Source organism: Streptomyces sp. NPDC001315 (genome assembly GCF_042896175.1).
Taxonomy (GTDB): Bacteria; Actinomycetota; Actinomycetes; order Streptomycetales; family Streptomycetaceae; genus Streptomyces.
The window spans coordinates 424,253-447,228 of record NZ_JBIAWZ010000001.1 but is presented as its reverse complement, the minus strand read 5'-3'; the positions used below and the strand labels follow the sequence as shown (position 1 = coordinate 447,228).

General features: G+C 72.6%; 17 protein-coding genes. 8 read left to right on the top strand and 9 right to left on the bottom strand.

Annotated features, from left to right (window positions below; genetic code table 11):
• The first annotated feature begins 134 nt into the window (after window positions 1–134).
• The 4 genes from ACFY16_RS01930 (at window position 135) to ACFY16_RS01915 (ending at window position 2,935) form a co-directional block, all read left to right on the top strand.
• Window positions 135–296, top strand: a complete 162-nt coding sequence (locus ACFY16_RS01930; RefSeq protein WP_390645110.1) for a hypothetical protein — start codon at window positions 135–137, stop codon at window positions 294–296.
• Between the two features lie 189 nt (window positions 297–485).
• Window positions 486–959, top strand: a complete 474-nt coding sequence (locus tag ACFY16_RS01925; protein ID WP_390645109.1) for a single-stranded DNA-binding protein — start codon at window positions 486–488, stop codon at window positions 957–959.
• A gap of 271 nt (window positions 960–1,230) precedes the next feature.
• Window positions 1,231–2,640, top strand: a complete 1,410-nt coding sequence (locus ACFY16_RS01920; RefSeq protein ID WP_390645108.1) for a Cys-Gln thioester bond-forming surface protein — start codon at window positions 1,231–1,233, stop codon at window positions 2,638–2,640.
• Window positions 2,641–2,713: 73 nt separating this feature from the next.
• A complete protein-coding gene (locus tag ACFY16_RS01915; protein ID WP_390645107.1) occupies window positions 2,714–2,935 on the top strand; it encodes a hypothetical protein in 222 nt (73 codons plus the stop codon).
• Between the two features lie 425 nt (window positions 2,936–3,360).
• Here the strand turns inward: ACFY16_RS01915 and ACFY16_RS01910 are convergent, their stop codons facing one another.
• Window positions 3,361–3,726, bottom strand: coding sequence for a hypothetical protein (locus tag ACFY16_RS01910; protein ID WP_390645106.1), 366 nt, complete (start codon window positions 3,724–3,726; stop codon window positions 3,361–3,363).
• A gap of 397 nt (window positions 3,727–4,123) precedes the next feature.
• On the opposite strand from ACFY16_RS01910, the gene ettA reads away from it, so the two are divergent.
• From ettA to ACFY16_RS01895, 3 genes are read left to right on the top strand one after another with little or no spacing between them, the layout of a single operon-like run.
• On the top strand, window positions 4,124–5,788 hold the full coding sequence (ettA, locus tag ACFY16_RS01905) for an energy-dependent translational throttle protein EttA (RefSeq protein WP_390645105.1): 1,665 nt from the start codon (window positions 4,124–4,126) through the stop codon (window positions 5,786–5,788).
• Between the two features lie 6 nt (window positions 5,789–5,794).
• On the top strand, window positions 5,795–6,220 hold the full coding sequence (locus tag ACFY16_RS01900; RefSeq protein ID WP_351140063.1) for a thioesterase family protein: 426 nt from the start codon (window positions 5,795–5,797) through the stop codon (window positions 6,218–6,220).
• Entirely contained in the window at window positions 6,217–6,915 is a 699-nt protein-coding gene (locus tag ACFY16_RS01895; RefSeq protein WP_390645104.1) for a hypothetical protein, read from the top strand. The genes ACFY16_RS01900 and ACFY16_RS01895 overlap by 4 nt, the downstream gene beginning before the upstream one ends.
• A gap of 152 nt (window positions 6,916–7,067) precedes the next feature.
• On the opposite strand, the gene ACFY16_RS01890 is transcribed toward ACFY16_RS01895, so the two are convergent.
• The 4 genes from ACFY16_RS01890 to ACFY16_RS01875 form a co-directional block, all read right to left on the bottom strand.
• The gene (locus tag ACFY16_RS01890) at window positions 7,068–8,024 is read right to left on the bottom strand and encodes an ABC transporter ATP-binding protein (RefSeq protein ID WP_390645103.1); all 957 of its coding nucleotides are present in this window, start codon (window positions 8,022–8,024) and stop codon (window positions 7,068–7,070) included.
• A gap of 136 nt (window positions 8,025–8,160) precedes the next feature.
• Window positions 8,161–11,010: an FtsX-like permease family protein gene (locus ACFY16_RS01885; RefSeq protein ID WP_390646073.1), complete on the bottom strand. Its 2,850-nt coding sequence runs from the start codon at window positions 11,008–11,010 to the stop codon at window positions 8,161–8,163.
• 91 nt (window positions 11,011–11,101) lie between these two features.
• Window positions 11,102–14,377, bottom strand: a complete 3,276-nt coding sequence (locus ACFY16_RS01880) for an FtsX-like permease family protein (protein ID WP_390645102.1) — start codon at window positions 14,375–14,377, stop codon at window positions 11,102–11,104.
• A gap of 158 nt (window positions 14,378–14,535) precedes the next feature.
• A complete protein-coding gene (locus tag ACFY16_RS01875) occupies window positions 14,536–14,949 on the bottom strand; it encodes a globin (RefSeq protein ID WP_355496269.1) in 414 nt (137 codons plus the stop codon).
• A 129-nt stretch (window positions 14,950–15,078) separates the two neighbouring features.
• On the opposite strand from ACFY16_RS01875, the gene ACFY16_RS01870 reads away from it, so the two are divergent.
• A complete protein-coding gene (locus ACFY16_RS01870; RefSeq protein ID WP_390645101.1) occupies window positions 15,079–16,071 on the top strand; it encodes a methyltransferase domain-containing protein in 993 nt (330 codons plus the stop codon).
• A gap of 44 nt (window positions 16,072–16,115) precedes the next feature.
• Here ACFY16_RS01870 and ACFY16_RS01865 read toward each other — a convergent pair whose 3' ends face one another.
• From ACFY16_RS01865 to ACFY16_RS01850, 4 genes are all read right to left on the bottom strand, one after another.
• On the bottom strand, window positions 16,116–17,591 hold the full coding sequence (locus ACFY16_RS01865; RefSeq protein WP_390645100.1) for an FHA domain-containing protein: 1,476 nt from the start codon (window positions 17,589–17,591) through the stop codon (window positions 16,116–16,118).
• A 94-nt stretch (window positions 17,592–17,685) separates the two neighbouring features.
• Complete coding sequence (locus tag ACFY16_RS01860) at window positions 17,686–19,035, bottom strand: VWA domain-containing protein (RefSeq protein WP_390645099.1); 1,350 nt, start codon at window positions 19,033–19,035, stop codon at window positions 17,686–17,688.
• A 109-nt stretch (window positions 19,036–19,144) separates the two neighbouring features.
• A complete protein-coding gene (locus ACFY16_RS01855) occupies window positions 19,145–20,410 on the bottom strand; it encodes a PP2C family serine/threonine-protein phosphatase (protein WP_390645098.1) in 1,266 nt (421 codons plus the stop codon).
• The gene (locus ACFY16_RS01850; protein WP_390645097.1) at window positions 20,411–22,975 is read right to left on the bottom strand and encodes a tetratricopeptide repeat protein; all 2,565 of its coding nucleotides are present in this window, start codon (window positions 22,973–22,975) and stop codon (window positions 20,411–20,413) included.
• Between the last annotated feature and the right edge of the window lies 1 nt (window position 22,976).

Here is a 22,976-nt window from a genome sequence, read left to right as displayed (position 1 = left end):
CGGTGAGGGAGAGGGTCTGGCGGCGACAGAGTGGTCCACGGCGGCAGAGGATCCGTCAGGGGGCGGGGACCCATGGCGGCAGGGGATCCGTCACGGGGGCGGGGACCCACGGCGGCAGTGCCATCCACGATGGCATGGCGATCCACGACGACAGTGCCATCCACGGCGGCATGGCGATCCACGATGGCATGGCGATCGACGACGGCAGCGTCATCCGCGACCAGGGACGATCCACAACGTGGGGAGGAGGCGGGTCACCCGGTCGAGCGATCGAGTTTTCCACAGGCGGGCGGTGATCCACAGGGCTCAGCGGGCTCGTCCCGGCGGAGGCAGTCTGGCTTCGCGGCGATCGCGACGGACGCGGTCGTCATGGCAGCGGCGGTGCGCGAGCGATCGCGGCCGGCGCGGCAGACGCAGCCGTACGGGACGGGCCCGTACGTGTGTCCGCCCGGGGCGTGAGCTCCCGGGGCAGGGAGGGGTTCGCCATGAACGAGACGATCGTGTGCACAGTGGGCAACGTGGCCACGCGGCCGGTGTACCGGGAGCTGGCGACGGGGCCTTCCGCGCGGTTCCGGCTCGCGGTGACCTCGCGTTACTGGGACCGGGAGAAGAACGCCTGGACCGACGGGCACACCAACTTCTTCACGGTGTGGGCCAATCGCCAGCTCGCCACGAACGCGGCGGCCTCGCTGTCGGTGGGTGAGCCCGTGATCGTGCAGGGCAGGCTGAAGGTGCGCACCGAAGCGCGCGAGGGGCAGAGCTGGACGTCGGCGGACATCGACGCGGTGGCGATCGGCCACGATCTCACGCGGGGCACCTCCGCCTTCCGACGTACGGGCAGGCCGGAGACCGGGACGGACGCCACACCCCCGCAACCGGAACCCAGTTGGGAGACGCCGACCGAGGGGTCCGGGGCGACGACCGCCCAACAGCGTCCGGAACCCGCAGCGGTGACGTGATGTCAGACAACACCCCGAGCTGACCGAACTACGGCTTATCGATGAATACATCCGAGTCCCGCCCTGAACGGCCCGGTGGATTTGTCGATAAGCCCTGCTCAGGGGCGGTCTCGGCGATAACGATTCCGAGTCGGATTGCTTGTCCGACGATGTGACGGGGAAAGGCGGTGCGCCGCGTCTTTAGGATGCCGGGCAGAGCTCTCGAGGCTCCTGATTCTGCTGGTGGGATCGGTAACCCCACGTCAACCGGTCCTGCTCGAAGGGGAATTCCGTGTTTTCTTCGTTCTCCGCGCTGTCCCTGTGCAGGCGAGGGGCGGCCCGTCTCGCCGCCGCGGTACTGGTCTCCGGGGTCGTCGCCGCCGGTGCGGTGGCCGCCGCCGGCCCCGCCGCCGCCGGCGAGACGTCGCAGAACCAGGGCGGGGCGATCGCCACCATCGGCGGTCTGAAGACGTACGGCGCCGCCGTGATCCACGGCGACGGCGGGGACCAGCAGGTGTCGGCGGGCCTGTTCGAGATGTCCGTCGAGGGCGGCGGCACCCTGCAGACGTACTGCGTCGACCTCCACAACCCCACGCAGCGGGACGCCAAGTACCACGAGACGCCGTGGAGCGGCACGTCCCTGGGCGCCAACAAGGACGCCGGCCGGATCCGCTGGATCCTGCAGAACTCCTACCCGCAGGTCAACGACCTGGCGGCGCTCGCCGAGGAGGCCGGTATCAACGGCGGCCTCACCGAGCAGGACGCGGCGGCCGGCACCCAGGTGGCCATCTGGCGCTACTCGGACGCCGCCGACGTCGACGCCGTCGACCCGCAGGCCGAGAAGCTCGCCGACTACCTCCAGAAGACCGCCCGCAGCGTCCCGGAGCCCAAGGCGTCGCTGACCCTCGCCCCGTCCGCGGTCTCCGGTCGCCCCGGCGGGCTGCTCGGCCCGGTGACGGTGCACACCGATGCGGGCAGTGTGACGGTGACCCCGCCGGCGGACGCCGCCATGAGCGGGGTGCGGATCGTCGGCAAGGACGGCAGGGCCGTCACGGCCGCGCGGGACGGCAGCCAGCTGTACTTCGACGTGCCCGACGACGCCACGGACGGCACGGCCGAACTGACCGTGCAGGCCTCGACCACCGTCCCGGTCGGCCGCGCCTTCACCTCCGAGAGCAGGAGCCAGACGCAGATCCTGGCCGGTTCCAGCGAGTCGACTGTCTCGGCGACGGCGAGCGCGGCCTGGGCGGCGCAGGGCGCCGTACCGGCGCTGTCGGCCGTGAAGAACTGCGCCAAGGGCGGGGTGGACATCACCGCGGCCAACGAGGGCGACGAGGCGTTCACCTTCGAACTGATGGGCATCGAGCACAGCATCGCGGCCGGAGCGTCGCGGACGGTGACGATCCCGTTCCAGGAGGACCAGGCCTACGACTTCACGATCACCGGCCCGGCCGGCTTCGAGAAGCGATTCACCGGTGTCCTCGACTGCAAGACCCAGGGCAGCGCAGGCGGCACCGCCACCCAGACCCTCAGCGAGCCGAGCCCCGCCACGGTCGGCGGCACCTCCACCGGCACGAACCTCGCCGAGACCGGCGGCTCCAGCGCGACCCCGCTGATCGCCGGAGTGGCCATCGGCCTGGTCGTCATCGGCGGCGCGGCCCTGCTCCTCACGGGCAGAAAGCAGACGCCGACGCGGGACTGAAACGGACCCTGCGCCGAACAGCGGACGTGGACGGCCGCAGCGAACGGACACACGCAGGCGCATACTGGTGGCAATGACAAAGCCAGCTGCACCAAAGCGCCATTTGCCTTCCAGCCCCTTCAAGGTCCCGGTCGCGCCGCCTCCCAAGCAGTTCGCCGTGGGCGACCAGGTCACACACGACATGTACGGCCTCGGCCGGGTGATCGGCATCGAGGACGGGATCGCGGTGCTCGTGGATTTCGGTTCCGCGCAACAGCGGATCTTGAGCCCGTACTCCAAGATGAGCAAGCTGTAGCACCGCTGTGCCCGGTCACGGCACGCCAGGTCCCAGCATGGCCCTGGCCTTTTGACGAATGGGAGACCTCTCATCGACCTGACCTCGCTGTTCTCCGCTCCGGAAGGGGCGCGCCCCTGCGCCACCGCAGCATCGCCTCCTCCGACGACGAACCCCTTCCAGGCCCCGGACTTCGGAGAGAACGAGACCTTCCTGCCCAAGGACGCGCAAGCGTCCGTGCCAGGCATGGGTGCGGCTTTCTCCCAGAGGTAGCGGTCAGGCAAGACGGGGTGTACCCACCGTGAGAGGGCATGAAAAGGCCCCTCACCAGCGGTTTTCGCACCGATGAGGGGCCCTGTCAGGCGGCTTGGGCCGCCCTGGGCTGTCGGGCCGCCCGACCAGGCTGAGCGGCAGGGGCGTCGGCTCGGGAGCCCTCGGCGGGTGTGTCAGCGGGGTACACAGCCGAACCAGTTCACTGTGCTGTTCTCGGACGTGTAGCCCAGGCACCTGATGGTTCTGTTGTGGAGCGTCTCCGTCCGGTCGGGGCGTTCGTTCAGGTACTCCGTTTTGTAATGGGGCTCTACGAGGGTGTCGATCTCGACGGTGTACCAGCGGCGCTTGTTGTCCGGCAGGCTGCAGCGGTGGGCGGTCATGTTGCGGCTGGGGTCCCCTATCCAAATGGCCCGTTCGGCGCGGTCGCAGTGTGCTCTGCCTGCGGCGTCGGCGGTGCCGGCGCCGGTGCCGAGCAGCGCCGTGGCGCCCGTGGCCACCGCCGCGGTGACGCCGAGCAGGCGCTTCAGGGTGAGGTTCATCGATCGGTCCTCCTACCGGATGCGGTGACGGCACGGAGTCGCCATGTCACCGTGGTGCGATAATCACATTTATCCGGAATGCTCGGCACGCCGGTCGGCAGCGCATTCCCTCGACCCGGTGACCCCCGTGCTGCCAATGCAGCAGCCCGCGGTCACGCCCCGGCCGGGCCAGGAGCAAGCCTCGGTCGTGCCGGCCGCGCTTTTCCGTGCCGGGCTCGTCCTGTGCGAGGGTGCCCGAGGCTGATCGTCGATGACCGGCGGTGACAGGAGCGGCACGTCAGGAGGGAAGCCCAGGTCAGGGCGCGGCGGCCGGACGCGTTTCCCCCGAGGGGTGGCGGTCAGGCAAGATGGGGTGTATCTGCCCACTGCCAGATTTCAAGCTGCCGGACGGTTTCTCTTGGCTGAGTTCATTTACACCATGCGCAAGACGCGCAAGGCGCACGGCGACAAGGTCATCCTTGACGACGTCACGCTGAGTTTCCTGCCCGGCGCGAAGATCGGTGTTGTCGGTCCGAACGGGGCCGGCAAGTCGACCGTCCTGAAGATCATGGCGGGTCTCGAGCAGCCGTCGAACGGTGAGGCGTTCCTCTCGCCCGGCTACACCGTCGGCATCCTGCTGCAGGAGCCCCCTCTGAACGAGGAGAAGACGGTCCTGGAGAACGTCCAGGAGGGTGTCGCCGAGATCAAGGGCAAGCTCGACCGGTTCAACGAGATCGCCGAGCAGATGGCGACCGACTACTCGGACGCGCTGCTCGAGGAGATGGGCAAGCTCCAGGAGGACCTCGACCACGCCAACGCGTGGGACCTCGACGCCCAGCTGGAGCAGGCCATGGACGCCCTGGGCTGCCCGCCCGGCGACTGGCCGGTCAACAACCTCTCCGGTGGTGAGAAGCGTCGCGTCGCGCTGTGCAAGCTCCTGCTCGAAGCGCCCGACCTGCTGCTCCTCGACGAGCCCACCAACCACCTCGACGCCGAGTCCGTGAACTGGCTGGAGCAGCACCTCGCCAAGTACGCGGGCACCGTCGTGGCCATCACCCACGACCGGTACTTCCTCGACAACGTCGCCGAGTGGATCTGCGAGGTCGACCGTGGCCGTCTCCACGGCTACGAGGGCAACTACTCCAAGTACCTGGAGACCAAGGCCTCCCGTCTGAAGGTCGAGGGCCAGAAGGACGCCAAGCGGCAGAAGCGGCTCAAGGAAGAGCTCGAGTGGGTGCGGTCCAACGCCAAGGGGCGTCAGGCCAAGTCCAAGGCGCGTCTGGCGCGCTACGAGGAGATGGCCGCCGAGGCCGACAAGATGCGGAAGCTGGACTTCGAGGAGATCCAGATCCCGCCGGGCCCGCGTCTGGGCAGCATCGTCGTCGAGGTCAACGGCCTCAACAAGGCCTTCGGCGACAAGGTCCTCATCGAGGACCTGAGCTTCACCCTGCCGCGCAACGGCATCGTGGGTGTCATCGGGCCGAACGGTGCCGGCAAGACCACGCTCTTCAAGATGATCCAGGGCCTCGAGGACCCGGACTCCGGTTCGATCAAGGTCGGCGAGACCGTCAAGATCTCCTACGTCGACCAGAGCCGAGAGAACATCGACCCGAAGAAGACCCTGTGGGCCGTGGTCTCGGACGAACTCGACTACATCAACGTCGGCCAGGTCGAGATGCCCTCGCGGGCGTACGTCTCCGCTTTCGGCTTCAAGGGCCCGGACCAGCAGAAGCCGGCCGGGATCCTCTCCGGCGGTGAGCGCAACCGCCTCAACCTCGCGCTCACCCTCAAGCAGGGCGGCAACCTGCTGCTCCTCGACGAGCCGACCAACGACCTCGACGTCGAGACGCTCTCGTCGCTGGAGAACGCGCTGCTGGAGTTCCCCGGCTGTGCCGTCGTCGTCTCCCACGACCGGTGGTTCCTCGACCGGGTCGCCACGCACATCCTCGCCTACGAGGGTGAATCCAAGTGGTTCTGGTTCGAGGGCAACTTCGAGTCGTACGAGAAGAACAAGATCGAGCGACTCGGGGCGGACGCCGCCCGTCCGCACCGTGCCACCTACAAGAAGCTGACCCGGGGCTGATCGAACTTGCGGCACATCTACCGCTGCCCGCTGCGCTGGGCGGACATGGACGCGTACGGCCACGTCAACAACGTCGTCTTCCTCCGCTACCTGGAGGAAGCCCGTATCGACTTCCTCTTCCGTCCGGACAAGGACTTCCAGCAGGGGTCGGTGGTGGCGCGCCACGAGATCGACTACAAGCGGCAGCTCGTCCACCGGCACGCGCCGGTGGACATCGAGCTGTGGGTCACGCAGATAAGGGCGGCGTCCTTCACGATCACCTACGAGGTCAAGGACCCGGACCAGGTCTACGTCCGGGCCTCGACGGTGATCGTGCCGTTCGACTTCGAGAAGCAGCGGCCCCGCCGGATCACCGCGGAGGAGCGGGAGTTCCTCCAGGAGTACATGGACGACCACGAGAACGCCGACGAGGGGGAGGCCGTCGCCGCATGACGGTGCTCCACCTCGCCGACGAGGGGGAGGCGGCGGACCTCGCGGCCTTCCTCTCCAGGCTGCTCCACTACGACCGTGGAGCAGCGGTGCGCCTCCAGGCGGCCGGGACCGCACTCGCCGTGTTCGGGCGTCCCCCGTCCTTCGAGGTGCTGGCGATCCGCGCGGTGCGGCTGGCCAAGCCGTACGAGGACGGGCTCGATGTCACGCTCGACGTGACCGTGTCCGCCGGTGAACTCCTGGAGACGGTGGACGAGGTGGCGGCCACGGCCGTCGTGCCCGCCGCGGTGACCGGGCCGCCGTGGGCCGGGGTGCTGCCGCCGCGGGGTGGGTGGCAGGCCGAGCCGGGGTTGCCGGCGCCGGACACCCTGCGCGCGCTGGTCGCCGCCGCCGTCGTGGAATTCCGATCCCGTACGGGAGAGTTGCCGGACGAGCGGCGTACGCGCGCCGAACTCGACCGGATCGGGCGGGAGATCTGGTCCCGGACGGTGGGGGACACCCGGCTTCCGGTGCGCGTCGTGCACGCGGCGCAGTCGCTGGGCTTCCTGCCGCCGGCCCCGTCCGGCAGCACGCAGGCGCCGGACGAGGCGCCGCTGGGGCTGTTCTCGTCGGGCGCGTGGCTCAGGCTGCGCACGCCGTACGGATCGATCGCCGTACGCAGGGCGGGACTTGGGGCGCTGGGCTTCAGCGTTCGCTGACCGTTCCCGGGTTCGGCGGCCGTGCCCATCGGCTCAGATGTCCGACGTCAGGCATCTGATGTCTCTGGGCCGGTAACCGTGACAGCGAGGTGAGGGCTCGGCAACACCTGTGTCGCGTTCCGGGTTGATCACGCGAAGTGATCGATGGGTGGTCAGCGCGGTTCGCTGTCGTCCGGCCGTACGGCGATGTGGTCCGGCTCCAGTTCCAGGGCCACGCGGTCGCGCATGCCGAGGGCCCGGGTGTAGTCGGCGGGGAGCTGGAGACGGCCCGCGCGGTCGAGCATGGCGTACTCGCGGGCGACCACCGTTTCGTGACCGGTGGTCTCGTCGACCTCGCTGCGGCGCAGGACCTCCGTGGAGGTGCGGCCGTCGCGGATGGCGACCGTGCGGCGGACCTCGTCGGCGACCGCCTGGTCGTGGGTGACGATCACGATGGTGGTGCCCAGGGACTCGTTCGCGGTGCGGAAGGCGGCGAAGATCTGTTCCGCGGTGTGGGAGTCGAGCTCGCCCGTGGGTTCGTCGGCGAGCAGGACCGCCGGGGCGTTGGCGAGGGCGACCGCGATGGCGACACGCTGCTGCTGGCCTCCGGACATCTGCTGCGGGCGGCGGTCGCGGCAGTCGGCGACGTCCAGCAACTCCAGGAGCTCCAGGGCGCGTTCGGACTGGGCGCGACGGTTTCGGCGGGCGCCGGACAGCTGCATCGGGAGGGCGACGTTCTGGGCGGCGGTGAGGTAGGGGAGCAGATTGCGCGCGGTCTGCTGCCAGACGAAGCCGACGATCTGGCGGCGGTAGGTGAGGCGGTCCTTCGCGGTCATCGTGAGGAGGTCGTGGCCGGCGACGCGGGCTGCGCCGGCGGTGGGGGTGTCCAGGCCGGCGAGGATGTTCATGAGCGTGGACTTGCCGCTGCCGGAGGCGCCGACGAGGGCCATGAGCTCGCCCTCGCGGACGAGGAGGTCGAGGCCCTGGAGGGCCTGGACCTCGACTCCGTCGGCGGAGAAGATGCGGACCAGGCGATCGCAGGTGATCAGGGCGTCGTGGCCGTAGGCGGGGGTGTTGCGGGCGGCGGTGGCCCGGTTGGCCAGGTCGGTGAGGGTGGGGTCCGTTGTCATCGGGGGTCTCCTGGACTGCTGCTCGGGGCGCTGGGTGGGCTGGTGCTCCAGCCGCACGACTGATCGCGGTCGTGGCCGCGACCGCGACGCCGGCCACGGTCACAGCCTCGCCCTCGCCCTCGCCCTTGCCCTCGGCTCATCGTGAATCCCCCGCTCTCAACTCCGTGATCGAACCCCGCCGCCCCGTCCACCAGGCCTGACCCGCCGCAATCCCCACCGTTGCCACCAGCACCGACAGCGCCGGTACGGCCAGGGACAGCGGGTCCGTTCGCAACTCGGGTGATCCGGCCGGGGACTGGGCCGTCGCCAGCGCGATGGTCGTCAGGTCGATGCCGGGTGACAGGAGTCGTACGGTCGCCCAGCCCGTCAGTGTGCCGCCCGCCGCGGCCAGGGCGGCCTGGGGAAGGGACTCCAGGATCAGCAGGCGGCGGCCCTGGCTCCGGGTCAGGCCCATGGTGCGCAGACGGGCGAGGAGGGCGGCGCGTTCGGGGGCGGCGCGCAGGAGGGTCAGGAGGAGGGCGAGGGTGGCGTAGCCGGCGCCGGCCGCCACCGCGGCGGTGTAGACGCGCTCGGCACCGGACTGGAGTGGCGAGTCGACGTAGCGTGCGCGTTCCTCGGACCGTAGTCGTACGGATGTGGCGGCCCCCGCCGCCTTGCGCAGGGCCTGACCGTCCAGACGGCCGCCCGTCACGAATAGTGCGGTCGGCCGGGCCGCGGCCCGGCCGAGCCCGGCGCGGTCCACGACCAGGAACTCGGTGCCGGCCACCGCCGGGGTCCGGTCCCGGGTGAGGGCGATCCGGACGGTGACGGTCGTGCCGTCCGCCAGGCGCACCGGGAACGGGTCGGTGCCGTACGTCTCGGCGACGGTGGGGGAGGCCAGCGCGGGGAGGGGGGCAGCGAAATCCCCGGCTCCGGCTCCGACCTCAGTCCCGGCCTCGGCCTCGGTCCCACTCCCGGTCCCGTTCCCCGCCCCGGCCCCACTCCCGGTCCCGGCCCCAGACCCGTTTCCCGCCCCGGCCCCGCTCTCCCTCCCGTTCCCACCCCCGCGCCTCAACTCCCCCTCCCCGAAGGCCCCGTACCCGGCCCGTCCCGCCAGTGCCGCGTACGACTCCGGGTCCACGCCCGCCAGTGGTACCGGCTGCCGGCCGTCCTCCGGATCGGCCGTGTAGTCGATGCTCACCTCGGCGAGCCCGTGTACGCCGGAGGCGTGGCGGACGCGGTCGGGCAGTTCGGACGCGAGCGGGCCGGTCGTCGACTCGATGCGGGCGTCGGCGCCCACGGCGAGGAGCGCCGCCCGGTCACGGGCGTCGTGCACGCCCGCCAGGACGGAGCCGCCGAAGGCGGCGGTGGTCAGGGCCGTCAGCAGGGCCAGCAGAGGCAGGGCGGCGGAGACGGACGTGCGGCCCGCGCGGGCCAGCGACAGATGGCCCACCGCGCCGCGCAGCCGACCGGCAGGACGGGCCAGCCGACGCAGCGGGACCGGGTAGAGGCGGACCAGCAGCAGCGCGGCGACCACGCCCACCAACACCGGCGCCGATGACATCAGTTGGCCACCGGAGGAGCCGGCACCGCCCGACGTCCCCTGTCTGCGCAGCGTCTCCACCGCTCCCGACGCCAGCGCCGGCAGGGTGAGTTCCGTGACCGTACGGCGCCGGGACGGTCGTACGGATGCCACGTCCTGGCGGCCGTCGGGGAGGTGCGCCGACCGGTGGGCGGCCGCCGCGCGTACGGGCAGGGCGGCGCAGGCGACGGCCGTGACCGTGAGGGCGGCGGCGAGGGCGGGCGTGTCACGGCCACCGGGGAACAGGAGCAGCGCGGCGGTGAGGCCGAGGGCACCGGCGGGCAGCGCCACGACCGCCGTCTCCCCGAGCAGCCGGGCCGTGAGACCGGGCAGGGAGACGCCGCGGGCGCGCAGCAGGGCGAGTTCGGCGCGGCGGCGGTCGGCGGCGAGGCCGCCCGCCAGTACGAGGACGACGACGGCGACCGTACCGGTGCCGAACGCGGCGACGGAGACGAGCGGGGCGACGCCCGTGCGCAGCCGGGTGTACGAGGCCAGTACGTCGTCGAGTCCGGTGCTGACGTCCGCGAGCGGGTTGGTGAAGCCGCGTACCTTCTGCAGACCGGGGCCCGACTCCAGGGTGGCGAGCGCCTGCTTCAGGGCGTTCAGGTCGCGGCTGTGCAGGGCGGCCGGGTCGGGGGCCAGCTGCCAGTAGGGGCGGGCCTGGGCGGGGATGCCGAGGAGGGCGGGGGCGGCCTCGGGGGCGAGCAGCAGGGCGCCGAGCCAGTACGCGTCGTCCGGACCGCCGCCGGGCACGCGCGCCAGGGCGGGTGCGCGCAGCAGGGGCTGCGTCGCCCAGTAGGCACCGTCGGGGGTGCGCGGGCTGACGATGCCGGTGACGCGGACGGTGAGCGGGGCACGGCCGGGACTGGGGACGTGGATGACCGAACCCACCTTGATGTGCAGGGTCGTGGCGGTCTCGGCGGTGACCGCGGCCTCCACCTCCGTCGTGGCGGCGGTCACGGCTGCGGCAGGGGCGCGCGGCAGGCGGCCGGTGCGCAGCCCGGCGTGGCCGGCGAGGCCGTGCTGGGCGGCGAACACCAGACGGGCGGGCAGGCCGTTCGGCTGCGGCAGCCAAGGGTCGAGGACCGCCAGCGGGATGGTGGTGCCGACGCCGTACGTCGACTGGGCGGGGTCGGTGACGAGCGGCCGTCGGACGGTGGTGCGGATCTTCGTGTACTGCTCGGCCAGCGTGCCGGGGCGCAGGGCGTCCGCCGCCTGCTCCGGGGAGAGGCCGTAGTCGGGCAGGGGGGCGTACAGCTGCACCGTGGTCCGGTCGGGGTGGGCCTGCTCGAAGGAGTGGCGCAGGCCCGCGTCCTCGTACCGGTCGACCGCCCGGGGGAACGCGGCGGCCAGACCCGCGGTCAGCGCCACCAGCAGCGCGAGGGCGCACGCCGCACCGGGGGCGACCCGCAGCCGGGTGCGGATCCACGGGGCGACGGGTGAACGTCCGGCACGGCCGACGCGGAAGGGGAGCCGCGGCCGGGCGCGCAGCCATCGGACCGTTCTGGAGACCACCTCACTCACCCCCCTGATCCCTGAGCGTCACCACCGGATCCGTCCGTCGCATCGCCAGCACGGCCGTGACCAGCAGCGGGGTGACGGCCACGGCCGCCAGCAGGACGGCCACACGGGTGAGCGGCAGATCGACCAGGACCGGCGGCACCGGGCGGGTGGCCTGGCCGGTCAGTACGACGAGGGGGATCACCGCCCGGGTCAGTACGGTGCCCAGGGCCGCGCCCACCACGAGGGCCAGCGCCACCAGGACGCCGTGCTCGACGGCGATCATGCGGGCCAGCCGACGGCGCGGGGCGCCCAGCGCGCGCAGGACCGCGAACTCGGCGTCCCGCTCCCGCAGGGACCCGGCGGCGCTCACCGCGAAGCCGACCGCGGCCAGCGCCGCCGCCACCCCGGCCGCCGCGGTGAACGCGGCCTCGGGGCCCGCCCCGAACGGGTCGTCGCGCAGCTCCTCGGCGATCTCGTCCCGCACCACCACCTGCGCGGGCTCCACGTCCGGCCGGGCGCGCAGGGCTGCCGCCACCCCGGCCGCGTCGTCCTGAGCCGCCGTCCGCAGCCACCACTCGGTGGGCGGCACGCTCGTGCCGTAGAGCGCCTCCAGCTGCCGGTTCACGGACCGCAGATCGACCAGCAGGGCCCCGCCGGTGTCCGAGGAGCCCGACGAGTCGACGGTGGTGGGCAGTTCTCGTACGGAGCGCACGATCCGTACCGGCACGGTCCGGCCGCCGAACGGCACGTCCACGCGCTGCCCGGTGCGCGCGCCCGCCGAGGAGAGGAAGCGGTCGGTCGCGACCGCCGTGACCTCGTCCACCGCGGGCTGCGCGACCTGGAGACGGACCGTCAACGCCGAGACGACCCAGGTGTATTCGCCGGGGATGTAGCCCGTGCCGTACTCGACGGCGGGCGGTGCGGAGGAGGTGACGCGGGGGCGCGTCGGGTTGTTGTCGCCGTCGGGCTCGGACGCCGCTGCGTCGCCGCTGTAGTCGGCCGTCCAGGCGGTGGGCAGCGGCAGCCGCCGTACCGTCCCGTCGCTGTCCGTGGCGGTCAACTCGCCCAGGCTGAGGCGGTGTTGCTGAGCGCGCCCGATCGGCTGGTCCATGATCAGTTGCAGTCCCGTCAGCGTCAGCGGGCCCCCGGCGCCGGCCAGGTCCGGGGTCAGGGTGTGCGGGCGGCCGTCGGCGGGGAGTCGGCCGGACGGGATCTGGTACGGGGTGCCGTAGCGGTCCTCGAGGGTGAGCGTCATGTCCGCCGACATCCCCGGGCCCGAGCTGTGCAGGGTCGCGGTCAGGCGCAGTCGGGCGGTGCCCGCGGGTACCGCCGCCCCCGCCGACGTCTGCCTCGGGGCGAGTCCGGCCAGCGGGTGCCCGGACGCCAGGTCCCGGCGGATCAGCACCGCGTCGGCCGCGTGCGCCGTGTCCAGCGCCAGTACGGTCGCCGTGCGGCTGCCGGACAGGGACAGCGTCGTACGGACGGCGGGGGCGGCCGACACGACGTGGGGGACGGCCGCGTACGTGTCGGTACGGCCCAACCCGCCCTCTCCGGCGGCGAGGACGCGCACCGCCGCCCCGGCCCTGAAGTCCGCCTGGTCGTCCTGCGAGCGGTGCCAGGAGGCGCCCTGACCGATCGCCAGCATGCCGAGGGCGACGGCGAGGACCAGCAGCAGCACCGGGCCCGCACCGCGCATCGGACGCCGGCTGAACTGCCACCCGGCCAGCGCCGAGGTCAGCCCCCGGCCGCCGGCCGCCCGGCGCTCGGCGAGCCGCGCCACCGGCGGCAGCAGCCGCAGCGTCAGCACCGTCCCGGCGAGCAGGGCCAGTGCGGGCGCGGCGACGAGCAGCGGGTCGATGCCGAGGGTCCCGGCGCTGTCGCCGCTGACGACGCCGGAGTTCCGGCTGGCCACCTGCCAGTAGGCGACCCCGGCGACCGCGAGCAGACCGAGATCCGCGCCGGCGCGCAGGGGGGCGGGCAGCGCGCCGGCCCGCTTCAGGAACGCGCCCTCGAAGGACGCCCGCAGCGCCGGCACCGTCACCGCCAGCGCGCACAGCAGGGCCACGCCCGCCGCCACCAGCCACACCCCGACGCCCCCGCCGGCCGGCACGTCGGGCCGCAGCCCGATCCGGGCCAACGCTCCCTGCCCGGCGAGCAGCCGGGTCAGCGGCCCCGCGAGGAGCGGCGCGCAGATCACCGAGGGCACCGCGATCAGCATCGCCTCCAGCGCGGCGAGGCCCGCGATCCGCGCCCGGGAGGCGCCGCGCGCCCGCAAGACCCGGGTCTCGCCCGCGCGTTCGGCGCTCAGCAGGCGGGCCACCAGCAGCAGGGCGCAGGCCGCGAGCAGGGTGAGCTGGAGGGCGACGATCAGGAGTGTGGAACGGGCGACGAGCAAGGAGCGTTCGACGCGGTCGAGGACGTCGGGGAGGGAGGTGTTCGCGGCTGTCGTGCCGCTCAGGGCCGGCTGTCTGCGCAGCGCCGCGCTTCCGGTGCGAGCGGCCTCGCGCAGGGCGTCGATCCGCCCGGTGGTGAGCGTGGTGAAGTCGGCCGACGCCAGCCAGCCCGACTGACCGGCGCTCACTTTCCCGGCGGTCAGGACGCCGGGCGGGGCGAGCAGGGGGCCGTAGGTCGTGAAGCCGGACTGCTTGACGCCGCGGCCGCCGAGGTCGTCCAGCCGCCAGTACGGGGCGGCGGCGTCGACGGGCCGGTACACGCCGGTGATCCGCACCCGCACCGCCGGACCCCCGAGCCGGTCGGCGAGGGTGAGGCGGGCGCCGGGTGCCAGGCCGAGGAGCCGGGCGGCGGACTGGGGCAGGGCCACCTCGACCTCCGCCGAGGCCTGATGGTCCTGCCGGGGCTGCCGCCCGGCGACGATCCGCACCTGGGTGCCGTCCAGGGCGGCGAAGTGCGTGAGGTCGGGGTCCCCGGACCGCTCGGCCGCCGGTTGCAGGGAGCGCGGCAGCGCGTACGGGCCGGACCGCAGCAGGCTCCGCACGGTCACCGGCAGCCCGTCGAACGTCTCATGTGCCCCGTCGCGTACGGCGCTGTCGGCGGCCGCGCGGCCGCCGACGGGTACGTCGGCCTTGACGATCAGCGCGGTGTCGCCGGCGTTGCGGGTCTGCGTCAGGGAGTGCCGCAGGGCCGCGTCACCGATCGCGCCCGCGTAAGCGGTCAGCGTGGCCAGGACGGCCGTGGTCAGCAGGACGGTCAGCAGCGCGGCGGCGAGGAGCGGGCGATGCGTGCGCGCCCGCAGGAACACGAACCGTGCCTGCCCTGCCCACCCCGTCACTCGGCCCCCCGCCGTCGTCCGGATCCCCGGGCGATGTTGTCAGAGGGGCCGGGCAGCGGGTAAGCGTCTGTGGACCGAGCTTGACCGGATTGTGACCGGATTCCGGTGTCGTACGACCGGAATCCGCACGTCACTCACCGCACGTCAGCAAGGGCGGGTCACTCAGGCGTGTTCACCATCGAGGCCGCCGCGTACGTCAGGTAGTTCCACAGCGTCGTCTCGTGCTCCTCGGACAGGCCGAGGTCGTCGACGGCGTCCCGCATGTGCTTCAGCCACGCGTCGTGCGCGGCCCGGTCGACGGTGAAGGGGGCGTGACGCATGCGCAGACGGGGGTGGCCACGGTTGTCGCTGTAGGTCGTGGGCCCGCCCCAGTACTGGATCAGGAACAGCGTGAGGCGCTCCTCGGCCGGCCCCAGGTCCTCTTCCGGGTACATGGGCCGCAGGATCGGGTCCTCGGCGACTCCCTCGTAGAAACGGTGGACGAGCCGGCGGAAGGTCTCCTCCCCGCCGACCTGCTCGTAGAAGGTCTGCTCCTGAAGCGTGCCGCGCCGAATCTCTTTCACGTACCCCATGGTCTCAGACGGGGTGACGGAGGACTCAAGGCTTAGGACCTCACTTCTGAGGAGGGATTCCGGATCGTTCGGCTCCGCCACTCGGCCCCGTCATTCGCCTCGCGCCGTTTCCCGCAGGACAGTGGACCCATGAGCACCCACACGCTCGACAAGGACCTGGACGACCTGGGCGACCTCGCCGCCTCGGCGCGGGCGGCGCTGGTGCGCGAGATCGAGACGAGCGGGGCCTTCGACTCGGATCCGGCGTGGAAGGAGGCGTTCGCGGCAATCCCGCGTCACCTCTTCGTGCCGTACTACTACATCGGTGTCCTGGGCGGGTACGAACGCTGCTGGGGCGAGAGCCCCGACCCGCGCGCCCGTGAGCGCTGGCTGCGCGGCGCCTACGCCGACGCCCCGCTCGCCACCCGGCTGCGCGACGGGGAGCTGGTCTCCTCCAGCAGCCAGCCGTCCCTCATGGCGATGATGCTGGCCGAGCTGCGGGTGGCGGAGGGCAACCGCGTACTGGAGATCGGCGCCGGCACCGGCTACAACGCGGCACTGCTGTCGTACCGCCTCGGCGACGACCTGGTCACCACGGTCGACCTGTACCCCGAGATCACCGAGGCGGCCCGCCAGCACCTCACGGCCGCCGGGTACCGTCCCGCCGTCGTCACCGGCGACGGCGCACGCGGAGTTCCCGAACGCGCCCCGTTCGACCGGATCATCGCCACCTGCACGCTGACCTCGGTCCCGCGCGCCTGGCTCACCCAGTGCCGCCCGGGCGGCCGGATCCTGGCGCCGCTGGCCACCGGCCTGATCGCGTTGACGGTACGGGACGCCGGGCACGCCGAGGGCCACTTCCTGCACACACCCGCCTACTTCGTGCCCCTGCGCGGCGAGGGCCGGCCGGAGCCGGAGCCGGCGTCGCTGGGCGGGGTGCCGCGCCGGGCCCGGGACCACGAACTGTTCCGGTTCCTGCTGGCCCTGACCCGCGGCAGCCTCGATCCGCAGGAGGCGTACGCGCTGTGGGAGCGCGAGGGCATGCCACAGCGCGAGCGGTACGGCCTCACGGTCGGCGGAGAGCACGAGTGGGCATGGCTGGACGACCCGGAGGGGCCTTACGTCTGGGCCCTCCCCGACTGACCGACTGACCGGCCGGCCGACTCATCGGCCGGCCGGCCGGCCGCTCAGCCTCGCCGGATCGTGATCGTCGTCCAGGCGCCCACGTGCACCTTGTCTCCGTCCTGCAACGGCACCGGTACGAAGGGCTGGATGGGCTCCTCGGAGCCGTTGACCGTCGTGCCGTTCGTCGAGTTCTGGTCGACGACCGCCCAACTGCCGTCCGGTTGCTGCACCAGCACCGCGTGCTGGTGCGAGACGCCCGGGTCCTCCGGCGGCACCGACAGGTCGACGTCGGGGGTCTCGCCGGTGGAGTGGCGACGACGGCCGATGGTGATCTGGTTGCCGGTGAGCGTGCGCTGCTGCTCGGGCGAGTACGCGGGCAGGTTCAGGCCCGCGGCCTCGGGGCCGGAGCGCTGCATCATCGCCATGAAGTACGCGCGGTCCGGGCCGATGGTCGCCGTCCACGTCGCCGGCTGCTGCGGGAAGGCGGGGCCGGGCGGCGGGGCCTGCGTCGAACCGGGCTGCGGGTAGCCGTAACCACCACCGGGCGCACCGGGACCGCCCGGAGTACCGGGACCGCCCGGAGCGGGGCTCGACGGCGGGGAGATCACCCAGTCGTCGTCACCGCCGCCGAAGGGCGAGCCGCCCTGCTGCGGGCCACCCGGCTGAGGGCGGCCCGTCTCCTGCGGGAACATCGGCGGGGCCTGCGGCCCGGACTGCTGGAACGCCTGCGGAGCACCACTGGTCGAACCAGGACCCGCAGGACCCCCAGGACGCCCAGGACCCCCGGGACCTCCAGGGCTTCCGAAACCAGGACCCCCGGGGCCGGAACCGGGACCGGGTCCCGGACCGGCGGTCGGCGTAGGTCCGGGCGGCGGCGGGACCGGCCGCGACGGGTCCGCACCGAATGCGGGCGGGCCGGCCGGCCCGGGCTGACCGGAAGGGCCGGGGAAGCCCGACGAACCCGGCGCACCCGGCGCGCCCTGGGAACCGGGCTGCCCTGGCGTCGGCCCGGACCGCTCCGACGGGTCCGCGCCGAACGGCGGGATCGGCTCGGCGGGCCGGTTCACCTGCGATGGGCGGGAGCTCTGGTAGTCGAACGAGTCACCGCCGCCGAAGGACGGCCCAGGAGCACCAGGAGCACCAGGAGCCCCAGGCGCACCGGGGCCTCCGGGCGGACCGGGCGGCTGCTGGAAGCGCACGGCCGGGCCGGGCGCCGGCGGGCGCGGGGCGGCCGGGGTGTAGGAGGTCGCCGTGTTGGTCAGGAAGTTCCACCGGCACTCCTCGCAGAACGGCGCGCCGCCCTCGCGGGGCGTACGGCACTGCGGGCAGAGCTCAGGTTCGGCGTTCGGCACGGCGGACAGGTGGCGACCGCCGGGGCCGGGCTGGCCGCCGGAACCGGGCGGCGGGGGCGGGAAGCCGTAGCCGCCGCCGGGCGGGGGCGGTGGAGGGGGCGGAGGTACGGCACCGGCCATGCGGTGACCGCAGACCTCGCACCAGTCGTCGGAACCCGACTGGTGTCCGTTCGGGCAGGTCGGCATGTCGGCGCTTCCCCCTTTCCTTCTCCGGCCACTCTGACCGGATTTTTCTCCAACCCCAAGGGGGCGGGCTCGCTGTCTTCAGTGTTCTGCTAGGTCACTTCTTTACACGAACAGTCTTTGTGGACCGTGTCTCGAGAGTCATCTCGTCGGCCTCCGCGACCTTCGCCTTCAATCGCACAGTACCTGTCGTCGCGTCGACCACGTCCACCACCTTCGCAAGGAGTTTCGCAGTATCGGCGTTCCCGGAGGCGCTGGCGAGCTGAACGGCCCGGCCCAGTTTGGCCGTTGCTCCATCGAAATCGCCCGCTTTGCGAAGATCGAGGCCCTGCTGGATGGCCTGGGCCAGTTCGGCCTGGCCCGTGTAGTGCGCGACCTGCGGATTGATCGAGGTCGACGCCGTCATGTCGTCGGTCCACACGGCCCGTACGAGACCCTGCGTGCCCAGGTTCTGGACGCTGCCTCCCCCAGGCTGCGGGATCACCAGGGACACCCGGGCGGCGAGCATCTCCTGGCCGATGTTCGCGGACGGTACCTCGACGCAGACGTGGTAGTCGCGGGACTCGTCGCCCCAGGACCCGGTGGGATAGTCCCCGGCGCGCGGCCCGGCCTCGGTCCTGCGGTCGGTCAGCTCCTCGACGGTGGGTGCGACCTGCTTGACGTACTTGATGGACGTGCCGACCGGGGTCCACAGCCGCAGCGCGACGTCGGCGACCTCCTTGCCCATGGCCGTCTCCATCATCTGCGTGAAGTCGGCGGCGAGCCCGGCCGGGTCGGCGACGATGTCGGCGGTGCCGAGCAGGGCGGAGGCGATCCCTGTGACTTCTTTCACTTCCCAGTCGGTGCCGACGCCGCGGGCGTCACAGGTGAAGCGTCCGGCGCAGTGGTCCAGGGACGCCTTGAGGTCCTGCGCCGACTCGTGCTCGTTGCGGCCGTCGGTGAGCAGAATGCCGTGGCGTATCGCGACATCGGCCGAGGACAGCAGGCGTTCGGCGAGACGCAGCCAGGTGCCGATCGCCGTACCGCCGCCGGCGCTCAGCTTGCGCAGCGCCTGCTTGGCCTGGTCTCGGGTGGTGGCGTCGGCCACCGCGAGGCGGCCCCCGCCCGGGTAGACCTCCTTGGCCACGTGCGTGCCGCCGATCACCGCGAAGTGCACGCCGTCGCGCAGGGTGTCGATCGCGGCGGCCGTGGCGTCGCGGGCGTTGCGCATCTTCGTCGGCGGGTAGTCCATCGAACCCGAACAGTCGACCATGATCGCCACGCCCGCGGACGGGCCCTGCCCCGGCGTGTACAGGTGCGGCGCAGCGACGGCGCTTCCGACCGTGCCGCCGCCGGTCGCGGTCACCGTGACGATCGCGTTGACCTCGCGGCCACCCTCCGGCAGGTACTCGTTCTGGTAGACGTCCATCGAGAACTGCGGCACGTTCGATTTCGAAAAATTGGCCATGCCTACTCAAATCCCCCTCGAAACCCCACGGCTGTGGGGTGATGACTGGGTACGGGCCGGTCCCCTCCGGCCCGTCGGTGCTTCGGGGTGTTCTTCCCCGTTTGCGGCCTCAGGCCGATCCTGCCCCCAACGGCGGGGCCGGGAACGGCAGCACGGCCACTGTTACGTTGTCGTGGCCCCCACCGTCCAGGGCGTGGCCGACCAGGACCCGGGCGCTGTGCAGCGGACGCACGGCGGCGTCGAGGGGGAGCGCCTCGGCCATCTCCTCGGCCGCCTCCGCGTAGTTCCACAGGCCGTCCGTGCACACCACCACTACACCCGGCCGGTCGGGCTTGAAGGAAGCGGTGTGCGCCTCCAGTTCGTAGGCGTCGGCGCCGAGCCAGCCGGTGATGGCGTGGGCGCGCTCGTCGGCGTAGGCCTCCGCCTCGCTCATCAGGCCCGCGGCGACCATCTGCGCGGCCCACGAGTCGTCCTCGGTGAGCCGGGCCGGGGGCGAACTGCGGTCGTCCGGCACCCAGTACACACGGCTGTCGCCGACCCAGCCGACGACCAGCAGGCCGGTGGTGACCACGGCGCCGACCAGGGTGCAGGCGGGCGCGTTCTGGTGCGGGGCGTGCTCGCGGGCCGTCTCCGGTTCCCGGGCCAGCGCGTTGACCGCGTGCGAGGCGGCGACGATCCCGTCGTGCATCGCCTGCTGCGGGTGCGTGCCGCGCGGCAGGGCGGTCAGCAGGGACTCGCTCGCCGCGCGGGAGGCGGCGAGCGAGGCGTCGTCCGGGCGGGTCGCGGAGGAGACACCGTCGCAGACGATCGCGACGAGTGCGGGGGAACCGTCGGGCAGCGTGCTCTCGCAGACGGCGAACGCGTCCTCGTTGCGGTGGTGGCGCAGGCCGCGGTCGCTGACGGCCGCGACCGGGCCCGCCTGCTGCTCCATGTGGTCGCGTTCACGCGGCTGGGCGTGCCCGCAGACCTCGCAGTAGCCGTCGCCGTCCACCCGGCCGGCCCGGCAGGCCACGCACACCTTCGCCTCCTCGGCCGCCGCGGTGACCTCGGCGGCCACGCGCGGGTCGGGCGCCTGCAGGGCGTACTCCTCGGGCTCCCCGGGCCGGTCGAACCGTACGCCGGTGACGGGGGACACCGGGGTGCCGGACGGCGGGGTGACCGCAGCGACGGCGGGGGTGACCGGAGGTGTGACGGGAGGGACCGCCGGTTGCGGCGCCGAGCCGTTCATGGTGAGCGTCGGATGGTCGTCCGGACGCCGCGGTACGGCGGACAGGTCGTATCCGCACGCACCGCAGAAACGGTCACCCGACTCGAGCGGCTCCTCGCAGCTCGGACACCGCGACAAGGCGGCCTGCTGGGGCATCTGCGACATCAACTACACCCACGTCCGGGGGCGGTAACGATTGGCACGTTCCACCAGGTCGATCCTCTCCTCGCCGCCGGTCGCCAGCCGGGCCAGCGTGCGGTACGAGCGCTCCAGGCCGAACCTGAGGCCCCGTTCGTCCAGGCCGCTGCCGAGCAGCGCCCGCCCCTCGGCGGCGGTCGGGGCGGAAGCCCGGCCACCGGAGAGTATCCAGTCCAGCGCACAGCCGAGCACCTCTGTGGACAACTGCTCGCGCCGCGTCGGATCCAGACCGTACGCGTCCAGCGCCTCGACCTGCGCCGCGGCGGCGGTCAGATCCTCCAGGAAGAGAACGACCGAGGGGCCTTCCGTCTGCTGCCGCAGCCGCGCGCGGACGGCTGCCACCCGTGCGGCGATGAAGTGAATGGAGCTTTCCGGCACCGACTCCAGCGTCCGTACGGAGCTACGACGGTCCCCGGCCGCGAGCTGGACCCGGGCCAGGCCGAACGCCGCGCTCACATAGCTGGGGTCGGTCGACCACACCAGGCGGTAGTACTCGGCCGCGTTGTCCAGCTGCCCGAGCACCTCCGCGCACAGGCCGAGGGCCAGCTTGGGGGCGGGCTCACCGGGGAAGGCGTCGTAGATCGCGTCGAAGGAGAGCGCGGCGCCCTCGTGGTCGCCGGTCACCAGCGCGGCCACGCCCCGGAGCCAGACCACACGCCAGTCGTCCGGGCGCTCCCCCTCCAGCGTTCCCAGGGCGTTCAGCGCGGTCGCCGAGTCGCCGTTCTCCAGCCAGGCGCGGATCTGCCGCAGCCGCGTCTCGACGGACGGGGCAGGCGCGGCCGACAGCGCGCTGATCAGCTCGGCCGGCGCCGAGGCCATCAGGCCGGCCAGGAAACCGGCGTTGGGGTCGGAGGGGTCGACATGGGGGACGGGCAGGGCGAGCGCGGCGGCGGGGGCGGCGACGGGCTTGACGAGGCCGGGCGCGAGAGCGGGGCCGGTGCCGGGGATCTGAGCGGGTCCGGCCACACCAGCGGCCTGAGCGGCTCCCGCGCCGGTCGGCTGAGCGGCGGACGCGGAACGCCGGACGGGAACCACCCGCGCCCCCAGTCGCGACACGTCCCCGTCCAGCCGAGGGAACAACTCCGTGTCCGTCACCTTCAGTTCGGGCCCGAACAGCGTCGACAGCGCGGGCCGCGCCCGTCCCGTCTGGAGGGAGACGACCTCCCGCAGCACGCCCGTCAGCTGCTCCGCCATCTCCTGCGCGGAGGCGAACCGGCGCGCCGGGTCGGGGTCGGTGGCGCGCACCAGCAGCCGGTAGAAGGACTCGTACTGGCGGAAGACCTCGATGTTGTCGGGGTCGGGCAGGGAGTCCACGAAGACGCTCGTGTAGCCCTGGAAGTCGAAGGTGAGGACGGCGAGCGTGCGGCCGACGGTGTACAGGTCGCTCGCCACCGACGGGCCGACCTCCGCCACCTCGGGCGCCTGGTAGCCCACCGTGCCGTAGATGGCCGACTCCTCGTCGTCCACCCTGCGCACCGCGCCCATGTCGATCAGCTTGAGCTGGTCCTCGGTCTGGATGGCGTTGTCGACCTTGAAGTCGCAGTACAGCAGGTTGCGGCTGTGCAGGTGTCCGAGGGCCTCCAGGGCCTCGATACCGTACGCGCACGCCTGTTCCACCGGCAGCGGGTCGCGTTTGCCGTCAGCCGTACGGCGGTCGTTGGCGATCTCCTTCAGCGACTTGCCGCCCACGTACTCCATGACGATGTACCCGTCCAGCGAACCCGTCCGCTGGTCGAGGTGCTCCACGAAGTTGTAGATCCGCACAATGTTGGAGTGTTCGATCTCGGCGAGGAAGCGGCGCTCGGCGACCGCGGCCGCCAGGGCGTCCTCGTCCCCGGTGTCCAGCAGACCCTTGAGGACGACCCACCGGTCGGACACGGCCCGGTCCACGGCGAGATAGACCCAGCCGAGCCCGCCGTGCGCCAGACAGCCCACGACCTCGTACTGGCCGTGCACGATGTCACCGGTCTGCAGCTTCGGGACGAACGAGTACGGGTGGCCGCACTTCGTGCAGAAGCCCTCCGTACGCCCCACCCGGTCACCGCGCGAACGCCCCACCGGCGCACCGCAGTCGGAGCGCGAGCAGAACCGCTTGCGCTCCGGCACCTCCGGGTTCTCCAGGACCATCGCGCGCGGATCGGGCCGCGGCACCTGCGGGATGGTGACCAGCCCGGCGCCGAGCCGGCTGCGGGCGGAGCCCTGCGCGCTGGAACCTGAGCTGCGTACCGAGACCGAACGGCCCGTGGACCGGCCCGACACGGAACGCGAGAGCCGCCCCGAGACGGAGCGCCGCGACTTCGACGACTGTGACGACGTACGCGAACTGCGGGCGCTGCGCCCGCTGGAGCGGGAACTGCCGCTGCCCGCCGAACCCTTGCCGCCCCCGCTGACACCGCTGGGCAGGGAGCCGACCAGGCCTCCCGAGGAGACGACCGGTGCGAGACCGCAGGTGTCGCAGTACAGCTCGCCGCCGCCCACGTCCTCGTACGACCCGTCGCAGTCCGGCCGCTGACACGCCTGACCTGCCTGACTCATG